The following is a 14,136-nucleotide window of genomic DNA, read 5'->3' as shown; positions in this document are numbered from 1 at the left end:
CCGACGCCCGGCGGGGCCGCGCGACGCGTCGGAGCGACCGCGTGAGCGCCAACGGTGGTACGAAGGCGATCGTCGCCGCCCTGCTGGCCAACGCCGGCATCGCCGTCACCAAGTTCGTCGCGTTCCTGCTGACCGGGTCGTCGTCGATGCTGGCGGAGTCGATCCACTCGGTGGCCGACTCCGGCAACCAGGGGCTGCTGCTCCTCGGTGGGCGGCGGGCCAAGCGCGCGGCCACCCCGCAGCACCCCTTCGGCTACGGCCGCGAGCGCTACATCTACGCGTTCATCGTGTCGATCGTGCTGTTCAGCGTCGGTGGCCTGTTCGCCCTCTACGAGGCCTACCACAAGTTCTCCCACCCCGAGCCGATCGACGAATGGCAGTGGGTGCCGGTCACCGTGCTGGTGGTCGCGATCATCATGGAGTCGTTCTCCTTCCGCACCGCCATCAAGGAGTCCAACCTCGTCCGGGGCAACCAGTCCTGGGTGAAGTTCGTGCGGCGGGCCAAGGCCCCCGAGCTGCCGGTGGTGCTGCTGGAGGACCTGGGCGCGCTGGTCGGTCTGGTCTTCGCGCTCTTCGGCGTCGGCATGACGCTGATCACCGGTAACGGCGAGTGGGACGCGATCGGCACCGCGATGATCGGCGTGCTGCTGGTGGCCATCGCGATCATCCTCGCCATCGAGACCAAGAGCCTGCTGCTCGGCGAGGGCGCCGAGGCGCACGACGTCGCCGCCATCGAGAAGGCGGTCACCGACGGGCCTGAGTTCGAGCGGATCATCCACATGAAGACGCTCTACCTCGGCCCGGAGGAGCTGATGGTTGCCGCGAAGGTCGCCGCGCCGGCCTGCGAGAGCGCCGAGGTGCTGGCCCGGAGCATCAACACCGTCGAGGCCCGGATCCGCGCCGCCGTGCCGACCGCCCGGGTGATCTACCTGGAGCCGGACATCTACAGCGCCGCCGCCGAGCGCGCCGGCACGGGAAGCGCGGCGCACACCGCCGTGCCGGGGTCCGAGCCGGGTGAGGCCGCCGGGCGGCCCGGGAGCTGACCGGTGGAACTGCTGTACGGACCGATCCGGGACTACGCCTGGGGGTCCCGCTCGGCGATCGCCCGGTTGCAGGGCAGGCCGGTGCCGAGCGACGGACCGGAGGCCGAACTGTGGCTGGGCGCCCACCCGGGCGCCCCGGCCATGGTCGACCGCGACGGTCACCGGGTCAGTCTGACCGACCTGCTGCTCGCCGAGCCGGACCACTGGCTCGGCGAGCGGGTCGTCGGCCGGTTCGGCACCCGGCTGCCGTTCCTGCTCAAGGTGCTCGCCGCGGACGCCCCGCTGAGCCTCCAGGCGCACCCGGACGCCGAGCAGGCCCGCGCCGGGCACGCCGCCGACGCCGACCGCCCCGACGGGCAGCGCAACTACGTCGACCCGTACCACAAGCCCGAACTGCTGGTCGCGCTCTCGCCGATGGAGGCGCTCTGCGGGTTCCGCGACCCGGTCGAGTCGGCGGAGGCGCTCACCCGCTTCGGCGTACCCGGGCTGGAGCCGGTGCTGGCGGCGCTGCGCACCGGCCCGGCGGGGCTGCGGGACGCCGTACGGCTGCTGCTGACCTGGCCCGCCGACGAGCGGGACGCGCTGGTGGCGGCAGTGGTGGCGGCCCCGGTCGCGGGGCCCGAAGGGGACCTGGCGCGGGAGTTGGCCGCCGCCTACCCGGGTGACCCGGGGGTGCTGGTGGCGATGCTGCTCAACCGGGTGCGGCTCGCCCCCGGGGAGGCGATCTGGATGCCGGCCGGCAACCTGCACGCCTACCTGCGGGGCACCGGCGTGGAGATCATGGCGGCCAGCGACAACGTGCTGCGCGGCGGGCTGACCCCGAAGCGGGTCGACGTCGACGAGTTGCTGCGGGTGCTGCGCTTCGAGGTGCTGCGCGACCCGGTGGTGCCGCCGCTGGAGGTCGCTCCCGGGGTGGTCGCCTGGCCGGTGCCGGTGGAGGATTTCGCGCTGCACCGGGTGACGGTGGGCGCGGCGCTGCCGGAGGTGACGCTGCCGGTGCCCGGGCCCCGGGTGGTGCTGTGCTGCTCCGGGGAGGTCTCGGTCGACGACGGCGGCGGCGCGGTGACGCTGGGGTCGGGGCGGGCAGCGGTCGGGACGGCGGCTGCCGGGCCGCTGCGCGTGGCGGGCACGGGCGAGGCGTACGTCGCGAGCTGCGGCCTGCGCTGAGCCGGCCGGGCAAGTCCGACTTTCCCGGAATAGCTTGACGCGGCGTCAGCGGAGTGTGACTCTATGGGTACGCAGCGTTATCGCGACGACGGTCCGAGAACGCGCGCGAGGGATCCAAACCGGGGGGATGCACGGGGCGGGCGGCAGGTGGACGGTAACTCCGTTCCCGACCGACCGCCCCGTGCGCTGTCCGCTTCTGTCTTCCTGCGCTCTTCACCGGCCGGTCCCTTCGAGGGCGGCGCGCGCGCGTAAGGTGGAGGGTCGCGCAGCACATCGTCCGACAGGAGATTCCATGACCAGCACCCTCCCGGCGTCCGCCAGCGGCACGCCGTCCGAGGCCCGGCCGAGCACTCTCGCCGAGGGCGACTACAAGGTGGCGGATCTGTCGCTCGCCGAGTTCGGGCGCAAGGAGATCCAGCTCGCCGAGCACGAGATGCCCGGCCTGATGGCGATCCGTCGTGAGTTCGCCGACGCCCAGCCGCTCGCCGGCGCCCGGATCACCGGGTCGCTGCACATGACCATCCAGACCGCCGTCCTGATCGAGACCCTGGTCGCGCTCGGCGCGCAGGTCCGCTGGGCGTCCTGCAACATCTTCTCCACCCAGGACCACGCCGCCGCCGCGATCGTGGTCGGCCCGGACGGCACCCCCGAGGCCCCGGCCGGCGTCCCGGTCTACGCCTGGAAGGGCGAGAGCCTCGAGGAGTACTGGTGGTGCACCGAGCAGGTGCTCACCTGGCCCGACGGGCAGGGCCCGAACATGATCCTCGACGACGGCGGCGACGCCACCCTGCTGGTGCACAAGGGCGTCGAGTTCGAGAAGGCCGGGGTCGTCCCGCCGGTCGAGTCCGCCGACTCCGAGGAGTACGCGGTCATCCTCGGCGTGCTGCACCGCTCGCTCGCGGCCGACGGTCAGCGGTGGACCCGCATCGCCTCCGGCATCAAGGGCGTGACCGAGGAGACCACCACCGGCGTGCACCGGCTCTACGAGATGCACCGCGCCGGCACCCTGCTCTTCCCGGCCATCAACGTCAACGACTCGGTGACGAAGAGCAAGTTCGACAACAAGTACGGCTGCCGCCACTCGCTGATCGACGGCATCAACCGGGCCACCGACGTGCTGATCGGCGGCAAGATGGCGGTCGTGCTCGGCTACGGCGACGTCGGCAAGGGCTGCGCCGAGTCGCTGCGCGGCCAGGGCGCCCGGGTCGTGGTGACCGAGGTCGACCCGATCTGCGCCCTCCAGGCGGCGATGGACGGCTACCAGGTCGCCACCCTGGACGACGTGGTCGAGCAGGCGGACATCTTCATCACCGCCACCGGCTGCTTCAACGTCATCACCAACGAGCACATGGCCCGGATGAAGCACCAGGCCATCGTCGGCAACATCGGCCACTTCGACAACGAGATCGACATGGCCGGCCTGGCGAAGCGCTCCGACGTGGAGCGGGTCAACATCAAGCCGCAGGTCGACCTCTGGAAGTTCGCCGACGGGCACGCGATCATCGTGCTGTCCGAGGGCCGCCTGCTGAACCTGGGCAACGCCACCGGCCACCCGAGCTTCGTGATGTCGAACTCGTTCGCCAACCAGACGATCGCCCAGATCGAGCTGTACACGAAGACCGAGGACTACCCGACCGGCGTCTACGTGCTGCCGAAGCACCTGGACGAGAAGGTCGCGCGGCTGCACCTGGACGCGCTCGGCGCCAAGCTGAGCACCCTGACCAAGGAGCAGGCCGCCTACCTCGGCATCCCCGTGGAGGGCCCGTTCAAGCCGGAGCACTACCGGTACTGAACCGACCGCACCGGACGGGCCGGCCCGCGTCAGCGGGCCGGCCCGTCGGCGTCTGCCGGGACCGCCCCGCGTGGTCCCGGCCCGGCCGGGCTCCGACCCTGGACGCGATCCGGCGGTGGCCGGTCGTGACGCGATCCGGCGGTGGCCGGTCGTGGCGCGCGTCGTGGCGGGTGGGGTCGTCAGTCGTGACGTGAGCGGCGGCGGGCGGGGCGTACCCAGGTCCACACGCACCAGGCCAGCCAGGCCAGCGAGACCACCGCCGCCAGGGCGCGCAGGCGCAGGGCGCTGAGCAGCAGCACCAGCGCCAGGACGGCCAGCCACGGCCCGAACCCCCTCACGACCGCCGCCGCCGTTGCGCCATCGCGTGCCCGGGCCCGTTCACGACCGCCACCGGCCGAGGACCAGCCGGCGGACCAGCGCCGGGGCGATCCACGACCAGACGCAGAAGAGCATCCACGCCAGGCCGAACAGGCCGGCGAGCAGGTCCAGCCCGACGAGGTTGAGCAGCACGACCACGCCGATCGCGAGCAGCCAGGTGCGGAGGATCCCCAGCCGGTAGAGGGGCCGCAGCGGCACCAGCAGCGGGTGGGCGTACACCCGGGTCTCCCAGGCCGCCTCCGCGTAGTCCGCGTCGGTGGGGTCCTGCGCCACCGCCTCACCGAAGGCGCGGTGCGCGGCGCCCACCCGGCCACGCCGGGCGGCGGCGACGCCGTGCAGGGCGAGCGCCGCCGGACTGCCCGGCCACGCCCCGAGGAACTCCCGGGCGATCCGCTCGGCGGCCCGGTCGTCGCCCCGGGCGTACGCGAGCTGGAAGCGGGAGGCGAAGACGGCCGGCGCGTCCGGGACGATCGCGGCGGCGCGGGCGACCAGGCGTTCCGCCTTGTCGGTCTGGCCCACCGCCGAGCAGAGGTCGGCGTACTGGCAGAGCAGCCACGGGTTCTCCGGCTCGATGGCGAGCGCGTCGAGCAGTGCCCGCTCGGCCGGGGCGAACTCGCGGCGGTGGCGCAGGGCGAGACCCAGCCGGCCGAGCAGCTCCGCGTCCGGGCCCGTCTCGGCCAGCCCCTGGCGGGCGACCGCGACGACGTCGTCCCAGCGGTCCAGCCCGGTCAGCGCCGCCGCCCGCAGCCGGAACGCGGCCGGGTCGACGGCCAGCGCGGCGGGGAGCCGGTTCAACTCGTCCAGCGCCTGGTCCAGCCGGTTCAGCTCCAGCAGGTGGGCCACCCGGGCGAGCGCGATCTCCGGGGCGGTCACGCGGCGGTCACCAGCACGAGGAGCAGGGCCTCGGCGAAGCCCAGCAGGAACACCGCCCCGACGCCGGCCAGCCACAGCGACGCCGGCTCGCCCCCGCGCAGCTCGTACGCCCGGAACCGGCGCTTCTGGGCGGTGGAGGCCGCCAGCCAGACCAGCGCGCCCGCCAGCGCCCCGACCAGCCGGGCCGGACGGTCGGCCTCGTCGTCGAAGATCGTCAGCGTGACCACCAGCCGGGCCGCCAGCGCGGCCAGCCCGACGCCGAGCACCGCCAGGTTCGCCCGGCGGGGCAGGCCCAGCCGGTGCCCGTTGACCAGGGCCAGCACGGTGGCCGCCGTGGGCCCGCCGAACACGGCGGGGAAGATCAGCGACTGCGGGCGCCACGGCGGGCGTCGGGCCTCGTACGCCGCCGGCGCGATGGTGGGGGTGAACAGGTCGTCGGCCACGGTCTTCCCGTCTCGGTAGGGGCGAGCGAGCCGGATCCTGCCACAGCCGGTCGACGGTCGGCACCCCGCTGACGCTCAGGCGTCGGGGCCGGACGCGGGCGCACCGCCCGCCGGGGCCTGTGCGGCGACCGCGGGCCGTACCGCCGCCGGGGCCTGTGCGGCGACCGCGGGCCGTACCGTCGGAGGAGCCTGTGCGGCGACCGCCGGTGGGGCCTGCGTCGGCGCCGTGGCCGGGGTGTTCCCGGTGAGGTCCGCGCCGGGCGTCGCCGAGCGGATGGTGCCGGGCGGTGCGGCGATCGCGGCCGTGGCGGCGGGCAGGGGCGCGCCGGACGCGGCCGGGGTGGGCGTCAGCTCCGGCCAGAGCGTCGCGGCGACCGCGCGGCCCCGACCCAGCCGGTGCCACGCCCGCCGGTGCCGCTCGCCGAGGACCGCCGCCAGGTAGACCGACTCCGGCATGCCCGGCGGCGGGGGCGGCGTCGTCACCGCCGAGACCTCGGCCCACAGGCCGCGGCCGAGCCGCCCCCGGGCCGGCTCCGCGAGGTGGTGCACCCGGGCGAGGTACTGCCGGGCCGCCAGCGCCAGGCCGTCGTCGAGCCGGCTCAGGTCCAGCGTGTACGCCCAGCCGACCAGCATCGGCACCGCCGTCGGGACCGGCCGCCAGGCGGTCGCCGTCCGGGTGTGCACGACGAGCGTGCCCGCCACCAGGTCGCCCAGCCGGCGCCCGCGTCGGTCGCTCAGCATCACCGCGACCCCGGCCACCCAGCTCAGCAGCGGCAGCACCAGGCCGGGCCACTCCACCGCCACGCCGACCAGCGCCCGGGTCAGCGACTGCCGCAGCCCGACGGGGGCGCCGTCGGCGCTGACCACGCGCAGCCCGACCGCCATCTTGCCCAGCGTCCGGCCGTGGTTGAGCCGCTCACAGAGCACCGGGTAGCCGACCAGCACCAGGATGAGGCCCACCGTCGCGGCGCCACCGGCGAGGGCGTCGTCGACCAGCCCGGTCGGCAGATTGGCGAACACGACGGCGGCGGTCAGGGACAGCACCAGCGCCAGCGCCAGCTGGACCAGGATGTCGATCATCAGCGCGAGCACCCGGGAGCCGATCCGGGCGGCCCGGACGTCCAGCTCCACGGCCTCCCCGCTGACCAGCCCGGCGTCGGCCCACGGGGCAAGTCGGGCCGGCGGTCGTGGTTGCGCTCTCACCCCGACAGTGAACACTATGATCGCCGGACGGGGGTGACGGTGGATCTCGACGCGTACGTCGCGGAACACGGCGGGGAGTGGCGGCGGCTGGAGGAGCTCTCCCGGCGCGGTCGGCTCGACGCCGCCGAGGTCGACGAGCTGGTCACTCTCTACCAGCGGGCGGCCACCCAGCTCTCGGTGCTGCGCAGCCGCTCACCCGACCCGGCACTGGTCAGCCAGCTCTCCCAGGTGGTGCTGCGCGCCCGTGCCCGGCTCACCGACCGCCCGCGGCCGTCCTGGGCGGCGGTCGGCCGATTCCTGCTGGTCAACTTCCCCGGCGCGGTCTACCGCGCCTGGCCCTGGTGGTGCGGGGTGGCGACCGGCTTCACGCTGCTCAGCTTCTTCCTCATCTGGTTCGTGGCGGGCAATCCCGAGACGGCCGGCGCCTTCATCGGCGACGAGGCCGCCGGCGACCTCGTCGAGTCCGGCTTCGCCGGCTACTACACCGAGTTCGCCGCGCCGACCTTCGCGTTCCACCTGTGGACGCACAACGCCTGGCTCGCCGCCCAGTGCCTCGCCGCCGGGGTGCTGATCGTCCCCGTCTTCTACCTGCTCTGGCAGAACGCGCTCAACATCGGCGTGGTCGGCGGGGTGATGGTCGCCTACGGCCGGGCGGACGTCTTCTTCGGACTGATCACCCCGCACGGGCTGCTGGAGCTGACCGGCGTCTTCGTGGCCGCCGGGCTGGGCCTGCGTACCGGCTGGGCGTGGATCGCGCCGCCCGCGCAGCTCACCCGGGGGCAGGCGGTCGCCCGGGCGGGCCGCGAGGGAATCGTCGTCGCCGTCGGTCTGGTGGGGCTCTTCGCGGTCTCCGCGCTCATCGAGGCGTTCGTGACACCCGCGCCCGTGCCGGTCCCGCTCCGCGTCGCGCTGGGCGCCGCCGTCTGGCTCGCCTTCCTGGCGTACGTCGTCCTCCTCGGCCGCCGCGCTCCCGTCCCTGTCGATCATTAAGTTGTTGCCGTGACACGCCGGGCGGGCGATGACCTCATGATCGACGGAGTGGGGGGTTTCGGGAGGTCGGTTTGTCAGAGTTGGCCGAGGGACTTGAGGCGTAGGTAGGTGTCGGCGAGGGTGGGGGCCAGGTGGCCCGCCGGGGCGTCGACGACCGTCACGCCGTGCCGGGCCAGGGCGGCGCGGACCCGGTCGCGTTCGGCCAGCGCCCGCCAGGCCGCCGCCGCCGCGTAGGCGTCCCCGGGACGCTGCGGGACGGTGGTGGTGAGCGCGGTCAGCACCGGGTCGTGCGTCGCGGCGATCACCACCTTGTGCCGGGCGGCGAGCCGGGGGAGCACGGGCAGCAGCCCTTCGCCGAGGGCCCCGGCCTCCAGGGCGGTGAAGAGCACCACCAGGCTCCGCTGGCTCCGCCGGCGCAGCAACTCGCCGGCGATCAGGTCGAAGTCGGTCTCGACCAGCGCGGGTTGGAGCGGGGCGAGGGCGTGCACCAGCCGGGAGAGCAGGGCGGGCCGGCCGGTGCCGGTCACCGTCGCCCGGACCGCCGCGTCGGCGGCGAGCAGGTCGACCCGGTCACCGGCACGGGCGGCCAGGGCGGTGAGCAGCAGCGCGGCGTCGATCGCGGTGTCCAGCCGGGGCTCGTCGCCGACCCGCACCGCCGACGTCCGGCCCGTGTCCAGCACGCACACCAGCCGGCGGTCCCGCTCGGGCCGCCAGGTGCGGACCAGCACGTCGGCCCGGCGCGCGCTCGCCCGCCAGTCGATCGACCGCACGTCGTCGCCCACCACGTACTCGCGGAGGGTGTCGAACTCGGTGCCCTGGCCCCGGCCGCGGCTGACCTGCGTGCCGTCGATGACGCGCAGCCGCGCCAGTTTCTCCGGCAGGTGCCGGCGGGAGTCGAAGCGGGGCAGCACGCGCAGCGTCCACGGTGGCGTGGCGGGGCGGCCGGAACGCTGGCGGAAGCCCAGCCCCAACGGCCCGTACGAGCGCACGGTCAGCGCCACCGCCGGCCGGTCGCCGCGCCGCAGTGGGGTCAGCCGGCTGGGCAGCGTCACCGTTGCGCCCGGCTCGACGTGCACGGTCCGGGACGGCGGCACGTCCGGGCGGGCGCCGGCCGAGGGCACCCAGGCGTCGCGGACCCGGGCGCGCAGCGTACGGGGGGTGGGATTGTGCAGCAGCAGCGCGACGGTGGCGGTGCCGCCGAGGCGGACCGCGCGGTCGCCCTCCCGGGCCGCCGTGAGCGTCCCCGGCGGCACGGCCAGCGCCCGGTCGACCAGCACGAGCAGCAGCACCGCGCCGGTCATCACCAGCAGGCCGACGAACGGCGCCGGCCACGCCGGCAGGGTCAGCGCGCCGACCGCCAGCAGGAGCGCCGCCCGCCAGGTCATCGCGGCGTCGGCACGGTGGCGAGCACCGTGTCCAGCACCGCGTCCACGCTGACGCCCTCCAGCTCGACCTCGGGCCGCAGGCGCAGCCGGTGCCGCAGCGTCGGCCGGGCGACAGCCTTCACGTCGTCGGGGACGACGTGGTCCCGGCCGGCCAGCCAGGCCCACGCCTTGGCGGTGGTGAGCAGCGCGGTCGCGCCCCGGGGCGAGGCGCCCAGCTCCAGCGCCGGGGTGCTGCGGGTGGCCCGGCAGAGGTCGACGATGTAGCCGAACAGGGGCTCGGCCATGTGTACGCGGCCGACCGCAGCCCGCGCCGCCGCCAGGTCCGCCGCCGTGGCCACCGGCCGTACGCCGGCAGCGGTCAGGTCGCGCGGGTCGAAGCCGGCGTGGTGCGCGCGGAGCACCCCCAGCTCCTCGTCCCGGGTGGGCAGCGGCACGGTGAGCTTGAGCAGGAACCTGTCGAGCTGCGCCTCCGGCAGGGGATAGGTGCCCTCGTACTCGATGGGATTCTGGGTGGCGGCGACGATGAACGGGTCCGGCAGCGGCCGTCGGTCGCCCTCGACCGAGACCTGCCGCTCCTCCATGACCTCCAGCAGCGCCGACTGGGTCTTCGGCGGCGTCCGGTTGATCTCGTCGGCGAGCAGCAGGTTGGTGAACACCGGCCCCTCGCGGAAGGTGAAGGCGGCGGTGTGCGGGTCGAAGATCAGCGAGCCGGTCACGTCGCCCGGCATCAGGTCCGGCGTGAACTGCACCCGCTTGGAGCGTAGGTCGAGCGCGGTGGCGACGGTGCGGATCAACAGGGTCTTGGCCACGCCCGGCACGCCCTCCAGCAGCACGTGCCCGCGGCAGAGCAGGGCGATCACCAGGCCGGTGACGACCGCGTCCTGGCCGACGACCGCCTTGGCGACCTCGGCGCGCAGCCGGTGCAGGGCGGCGCGGGGGTCGGCGGCGCCGGCGGTCAGCGGCTCGGCGGTTCCGGCGGGTCGGGTCACCGGTGGTCTCCTTCGGATCGGTGCGGGTGCGGTCCGGCGGCCGGCGGCGCGGGGTAGGGGTGGGACCCGGCAGGTGGCGGCGCGTCGGGTGGGAGCGCGGGTGGCGGCGCGTCGGGTGGGAGCGCGGGTGGCGGCGCGTCGGATGGGAGCGCGGGTGGCGGCGCGTCGGGCGGGAGCGCGGGTGGCGGGGCGACGGTGCGGGTCACCCGGTCGAGCTCGCGGGCCAGCTCCAGCAGGTCCTGGTCGGTCTCGGGCCCGTCGCCGTGGAGCAGGTCGGCGATCCGCCCGGGGTCGTCGCCGGTGCGGGCCGCGACCGCGGCGGCCACCTCGGCGGGTGGGGCGGTCGGCGGCAGGTTCAGCCGGGACGCCAGGCGGTCCAGTGCCGCGGTACGCAGCGTCCGCGCGGCGGCGTCCCGGGCGCCGGCCTTCTGGTAGAGCCGGGCCCGGCCGAGCACCGTCTCCGCCGAGCGGACCGTCACCGGCAGCGGCTCCGGCGTCGGCGGGCCGAGCCGGCGGGCCCGCCAGGCGGCGGCCAGCAGGGCGGCGAGGGCGAGCTGGAGCAGCAGCGCCCAGAACCAGCCGGGGAAGGCGGACCAGAGCGGGTTCGGCGGGTCGGAGCCGCCGGCGCTGGAGTCGTCACCGTCGTCGTCGGTGCCGCCGCCCGGGTCGCCCTGCCTCACGTCGCCGTCCCTGCTCCCGGGGCGGCCGTCGGGGCGGCCGTCGCCCGGCCCGTCGTGCCCGGTGGAGCCGCCCGGGGTGGGTGACCAGGCCGGGCTGCCGCTGTCGCCGGAGCCGAAGGTCGGCGGCGGCGCCGGGCCGTCCAGGTCGAGCCACACCACCCGGCCCGTCCCGCCGAGCAGCGCGGTGGCGAACGCCCGGTTGTCCCACTCGTCGATCCGGTCGTTGCGGAACGGGTCGCTGGCGCCGACCACCACCACGCTCTCGGGGATCCGGAGCAGCCGGGCGAGCCCGCCGTCGAAGCAGAACTGCACCGGCGCCGACCCGCCCGGGCTGACCGCGTAGCGCTGCAACCCGACCGCCGTCCGCCCGAGCTGGCGCAGCTCGGGCATCGGGCAGGGCAGGCCCCGCGCGTCGGGCTCCACCGCCTGCGCGGCCCACCGGCGGCCGGCCGGCTCCACCGGCAGCGGGATCGCGTCGAGCACCCGCCGCGGCGGGTCCACCAGCACCAGCCGGGTGGCCGAGGGCAGCGAGTCCAACGCGCCGACCGTGTCCGGGTGCAGCAGCGCCGGCGCGGGCACGAAGAGCGTGGCGGGGGCGTCGCGGGCGGCCAGCAGCGCGGCCAGCGTGTCCGTCTCCCGTTGTACCGTCACCCCGCGCTCGCGCAGCGCCTCGGCGAGCCGGCTGCCGCCGTCGTCCCCGGTCGCGACGGGGGAGAGGAACCCGTGGTCGTCGGGGTCGGGCTGGTCGACCGCGCGGGTGACGAGTGTGGTGGTCAGCAGCGCGGCGGCCAGCCCCAGCGGGATCAGCAGCCGGTGCCGGCGGCGGCGCCGCCGGGGTGCGGCGCCGGCCCCGGGGGCCGGTGGGGCGGCGGTGACCTGTGCGCTCATGGTCGTGGCCCGTCCTCGGGTCGGCCGGTCAGCAGCCGGTCCAGCTCGGCGCCATGCTCCCGCATCCGCCGGTCGTGCTCGGCGGAGGCGGGGCGCTGGCCGTACCAGAGCTCCGAGAAGATCGCTCCGGCGGCGCTCAGCGGCGGGCCGACCTCAGGGTGGCTCTCGGTCGCGGCCCCCACCACCTCCAGGACGGTCATGCCGGGCCGCTGCTCCAGCAGCCGCCGCGCGACCAGCCCCCGGATCATCGCGCGAAGCCGCTCCCGGACGGCCTCGGCGTACCGGCCCTCGGCGGCGAGCCGGTCCGCGAGGGAGACGTACGCGGCCGCCGGCAGCTCCGGCTCCGGCTCGCGCGGCGCGGGTACGAGCGGCGCGGGGGCGTCCGCCGGTCGGGGCGCACGGCGGCGCCGGCGCAACCGGGGCAGTCGGGGCAGCCGGCGGGGGATCCAGGCGGGGAACGTGTACCAGCCGACCGCCGCCAGCACCGCGCCGAGCACCAGCAGCAGCGTGGCCAGCCACAGCGGCACCCGGTCGCCGAGCGCGGCCGTGGTCTCGGTCCACCACCGGCTGAAGCTCATCGCTCGGCCGCCAGCAGGAGGGTCTCCGGGGTGCCCGCCCGCGCCCGGGAGAGCCGGATGTCCAGCCCCTCGGTGCGCATCCGGGTCTCCAGGTGCAGCACCGCGTCGAGGCAGGCCAGGGCCGGGTAGGCGACGCTGTTGACGCCCGCCCACACGGCCAGCGACAGCCAGGCTGCCCAGCCCGGTGCGACCAGGTCGAGCGCGTCCAGCCCGTGGTAGACCCCGATGCCGAGGCCGAGGCGGACGATCCACCAGGACAGGTAGCCGAGCAGCCGGACCCAGCCGGCCCGGCCACCGCCGCGTACGGCCAGGGCGGCGGCCCGCAGCGGGGCGCGCAGCGGGTGCACCCGGTCGACGACCAGCGCGGGCGCCACGGCGCCGAGCAGGGCGAAGCCGACGAACCAGGCCGGCCCGAACAGCGCCGCCGCGCACATCACCACCCCGACCAGGGCGGTCAGCAGCACGGTGGCCCCCCAGCGGGCGCCGGCGGGGCGGAGCACCTCCCGCGCGCCGGCCGTACGACCGAACAGCGCTCCGCCGGCGGCCCGGGCGGCCGGGTTGCCGAGCAGCGTAATGATCATCGCCTCGGTCGCGGCGCCGACCGCCAGCAGCAGCCAGTACGCGCCGAACCGGTCGAACTCCACGAACCAGACCGGGGGCGTGACGTCGGCGGCGAGCCGCAGCGGGTAGAGCAGGAGCTGCTCGCCGACGGCCAGGACGAGGGCGAGCGGAACCAGCACCCGGGCCTGCCCGCGCAGCAGCAGGACAGCGGAGTCCAGCAACTCGCCGACCGTGAGCGGGCGGCACGGGAGCACGGCGGTCGGGCCGGCGTCGGGCACGCGTACTCCTGGGGACGGGCGGCGGTGGCGCGTGACGGCGCACGCGGGGATCATGGTGACACGCGGGGTCCGATCGGGTGGACCCGCACGCCGGGGCGGCGACGCCGGCGTCGGTTGCTGGGCGGCGACGTCCCATGGCAGTACCGTGCCGGGTGACGCGGATCCCACCGAACTGAACGGGATGGAAACATTAACCCCATGAGAGCCCGGGTACTGGTGGTCGACGACGACCCCGCGCTCGCCGAGATGCTCGGCATCGTCCTGCGCAGCGAGGGGTTCCTGCCCTCCTTCGTCGCCGACGGGGAGCGGGCCCTGGCCGCGTTCCGCGAGAATCGGCCCGACATCGTCCTGCTCGACCTCATGCTCCCCGGCATGAGCGGCATCGACGTGGCGCGGTCGATCCGGGCCGAGTCGGGCGTGCCGATCGTCATGCTCACGGCGAAGAGCGACACCGTCGACGTGGTCCTCGGCCTGGAGTCCGGGGCCGACGACTACGTGGTCAAGCCGTTCAAGCCCAAGGAGCTGGTCGCCCGGATGCGGGCGCGGCTGCGCCGCGGCGAGGACGTCGCCCCCGAGATGCTGACCATCGGGCCGCCCGGCAACCAGATCACCATCGACGTGCCGGCGCACACCGTCAGCCGCAACGGCGAGGAGGTGAAGCTGACGCCGCTGGAGTTCGACCTCCTGGTCGCGCTCGCCCGCAAGCCGCGTCAGGTCTTCACCCGCGAGGTGCTGCTGGAGCAGGTGTGGGGCTACCGGCACGCGGCGGACACCCGCCTGGTCAACGTGCACGTGCAGCGGCTGCGCGCCAAGATCGAGCCGGATCCGGAGCGGCCGGAAATCATCCTCACCGTTCGGGGCGTGGGCTACAAGGCGGGCACCGGATAG

General features: G+C 75.4%; 14 protein-coding genes. 5 read left to right on the top strand and 9 right to left on the bottom strand.

Annotated features, from left to right (window positions below; genetic code table 11):
* The first annotated feature begins 41 nt into the window (after positions 1-41).
* From GA0070606_RS11075 to ahcY, 3 genes are all read left to right on the top strand, one after another.
* The gene (locus GA0070606_RS11075) at positions 42-1,043 is read left to right on the top strand and encodes a cation diffusion facilitator family transporter (protein WP_091097432.1); all 1,002 of its coding nucleotides are present in this window, start codon (positions 42-44) and stop codon (positions 1,041-1,043) included.
* 3 nt (positions 1,044-1,046) lie between these two features.
* A complete protein-coding gene (manA, locus tag GA0070606_RS11070) occupies positions 1,047-2,210 on the top strand; it encodes a mannose-6-phosphate isomerase, class I (protein WP_091097428.1) in 1,164 nt (387 codons plus the stop codon).
* A gap of 292 nt (positions 2,211-2,502) precedes the next feature.
* A complete protein-coding gene (ahcY, locus tag GA0070606_RS11065; protein ID WP_091097425.1) occupies positions 2,503-4,002 on the top strand; it encodes an adenosylhomocysteinase in 1,500 nt (499 codons plus the stop codon).
* Positions 4,003-4,181: 179 nt separating this feature from the next.
* On the opposite strand, the gene GA0070606_RS32465 is transcribed toward ahcY, so the two are convergent.
* From GA0070606_RS32465 to GA0070606_RS11050, 4 genes are all read right to left on the bottom strand, one after another.
* Positions 4,182-4,340: a hypothetical protein gene (locus tag GA0070606_RS32465; RefSeq protein ID WP_176737299.1), complete on the bottom strand. Its 159-nt coding sequence runs from the start codon at positions 4,338-4,340 to the stop codon at positions 4,182-4,184.
* A gap of 40 nt (positions 4,341-4,380) precedes the next feature.
* Positions 4,381-5,253 (bottom strand): tetratricopeptide repeat protein, encoded by an 873-nt coding sequence (locus tag GA0070606_RS11060; protein ID WP_091097423.1) that lies wholly within the window; start codon positions 5,251-5,253, stop codon positions 4,381-4,383.
* Positions 5,250-5,696, bottom strand: coding sequence for a hypothetical protein (locus tag GA0070606_RS11055; protein ID WP_091097419.1), 447 nt, complete (start codon positions 5,694-5,696; stop codon positions 5,250-5,252). The genes GA0070606_RS11060 and GA0070606_RS11055 overlap by 4 nt, the downstream gene beginning before the upstream one ends.
* A gap of 75 nt (positions 5,697-5,771) precedes the next feature.
* Complete coding sequence (locus GA0070606_RS11050; RefSeq protein WP_245724650.1) at positions 5,772-6,899, bottom strand: RDD family protein; 1,128 nt, start codon at positions 6,897-6,899, stop codon at positions 5,772-5,774.
* Positions 6,900-6,938: 39 nt separating this feature from the next.
* Here GA0070606_RS11050 and GA0070606_RS11045 point away from each other — a divergent pair, with 39 nt between their 5' ends.
* On the top strand, positions 6,939-7,889 hold the full coding sequence (locus GA0070606_RS11045) for a stage II sporulation protein M (protein WP_091107583.1): 951 nt from the start codon (positions 6,939-6,941) through the stop codon (positions 7,887-7,889).
* Positions 7,890-7,963: 74 nt separating this feature from the next.
* On the opposite strand, the gene GA0070606_RS11040 is transcribed toward GA0070606_RS11045, so the two are convergent.
* From GA0070606_RS11040 to GA0070606_RS11020, 5 genes are read right to left on the bottom strand one after another with little or no spacing between them, the layout of a single operon-like run.
* On the bottom strand, positions 7,964-9,274 hold the full coding sequence (locus tag GA0070606_RS11040; protein ID WP_091097416.1) for a DUF58 domain-containing protein: 1,311 nt from the start codon (positions 9,272-9,274) through the stop codon (positions 7,964-7,966).
* The gene (locus GA0070606_RS11035; protein WP_091107581.1) at positions 9,271-10,233 is read right to left on the bottom strand and encodes an AAA family ATPase; all 963 of its coding nucleotides are present in this window, start codon (positions 10,231-10,233) and stop codon (positions 9,271-9,273) included. The genes GA0070606_RS11040 and GA0070606_RS11035 overlap by 4 nt, the downstream gene beginning before the upstream one ends.
* Positions 10,234-10,259: 26 nt before the next feature.
* Positions 10,260-11,831 carry a DUF4350 domain-containing protein gene (locus GA0070606_RS11030; RefSeq protein ID WP_245724648.1) on the bottom strand — a complete coding sequence of 524 codons (1,572 nt, stop codon included), beginning with the start codon at positions 11,829-11,831 and terminating at the stop codon, positions 10,260-10,262.
* The gene (locus GA0070606_RS11025; protein ID WP_091097413.1) at positions 11,828-12,409 is read right to left on the bottom strand and encodes a DUF4129 domain-containing protein; all 582 of its coding nucleotides are present in this window, start codon (positions 12,407-12,409) and stop codon (positions 11,828-11,830) included. Before GA0070606_RS11025 ends, GA0070606_RS11030 begins: the two co-directional genes overlap by 4 nt.
* Positions 12,406-13,248: a hypothetical protein gene (locus GA0070606_RS11020; RefSeq protein ID WP_091097409.1), complete on the bottom strand. Its 843-nt coding sequence runs from the start codon at positions 13,246-13,248 to the stop codon at positions 12,406-12,408. Before GA0070606_RS11020 ends, GA0070606_RS11025 begins: the two co-directional genes overlap by 4 nt.
* A 198-nt stretch (positions 13,249-13,446) precedes the next feature.
* Between GA0070606_RS11020 and mtrA the strand changes: the two genes are divergently transcribed.
* Positions 13,447-14,136, top strand: a complete 690-nt coding sequence (mtrA, locus tag GA0070606_RS11015) for an MtrAB system response regulator MtrA (RefSeq protein WP_089001893.1) — start codon at positions 13,447-13,449, stop codon at positions 14,134-14,136.

Origin of the sequence: Micromonospora citrea (assembly GCF_900090315.1) — a bacterium.
Lineage (GTDB): Bacteria > Actinomycetota > Actinomycetes > Mycobacteriales > Micromonosporaceae > Micromonospora > Micromonospora citrea.
Note: the sequence above shows the minus strand (reverse complement) of the source record. Positions and strands in the feature narration are given on the sequence as shown.

What these genes read in the sequence shown, in the direction of transcription:
- ahcY (WP_091097425.1), top strand. Translation starts at nt 2,503, where the DNA reads ATGACCAGCACCCTCCCGGCGTCCGCCAGCGGCACGCCGTCCGAGGCC.
- mtrA (WP_089001893.1), top strand. Translation starts at nt 13,447, where the DNA reads ATGAGAGCCCGGGTACTGGTGGTCGACGACGACCCCGCGCTCGCCGAG.
- GA0070606_RS11025 (WP_091097413.1), bottom strand. Translation starts at nt 12,409, where the DNA reads ATGAGCTTCAGCCGGTGGTGGACCGAGACCACGGCCGCGCTCGGCGAC.
- GA0070606_RS11040 (WP_091097416.1), bottom strand. Translation starts at nt 9,274, where the DNA reads ATGACCTGGCGGGCGGCGCTCCTGCTGGCGGTCGGCGCGCTGACCCTG.
- GA0070606_RS11030 (WP_245724648.1), bottom strand. Translation starts at nt 11,831, where the DNA reads ATGAGCGCACAGGTCACCGCCGCCCCACCGGCCCCCGGGGCCGGCGCC.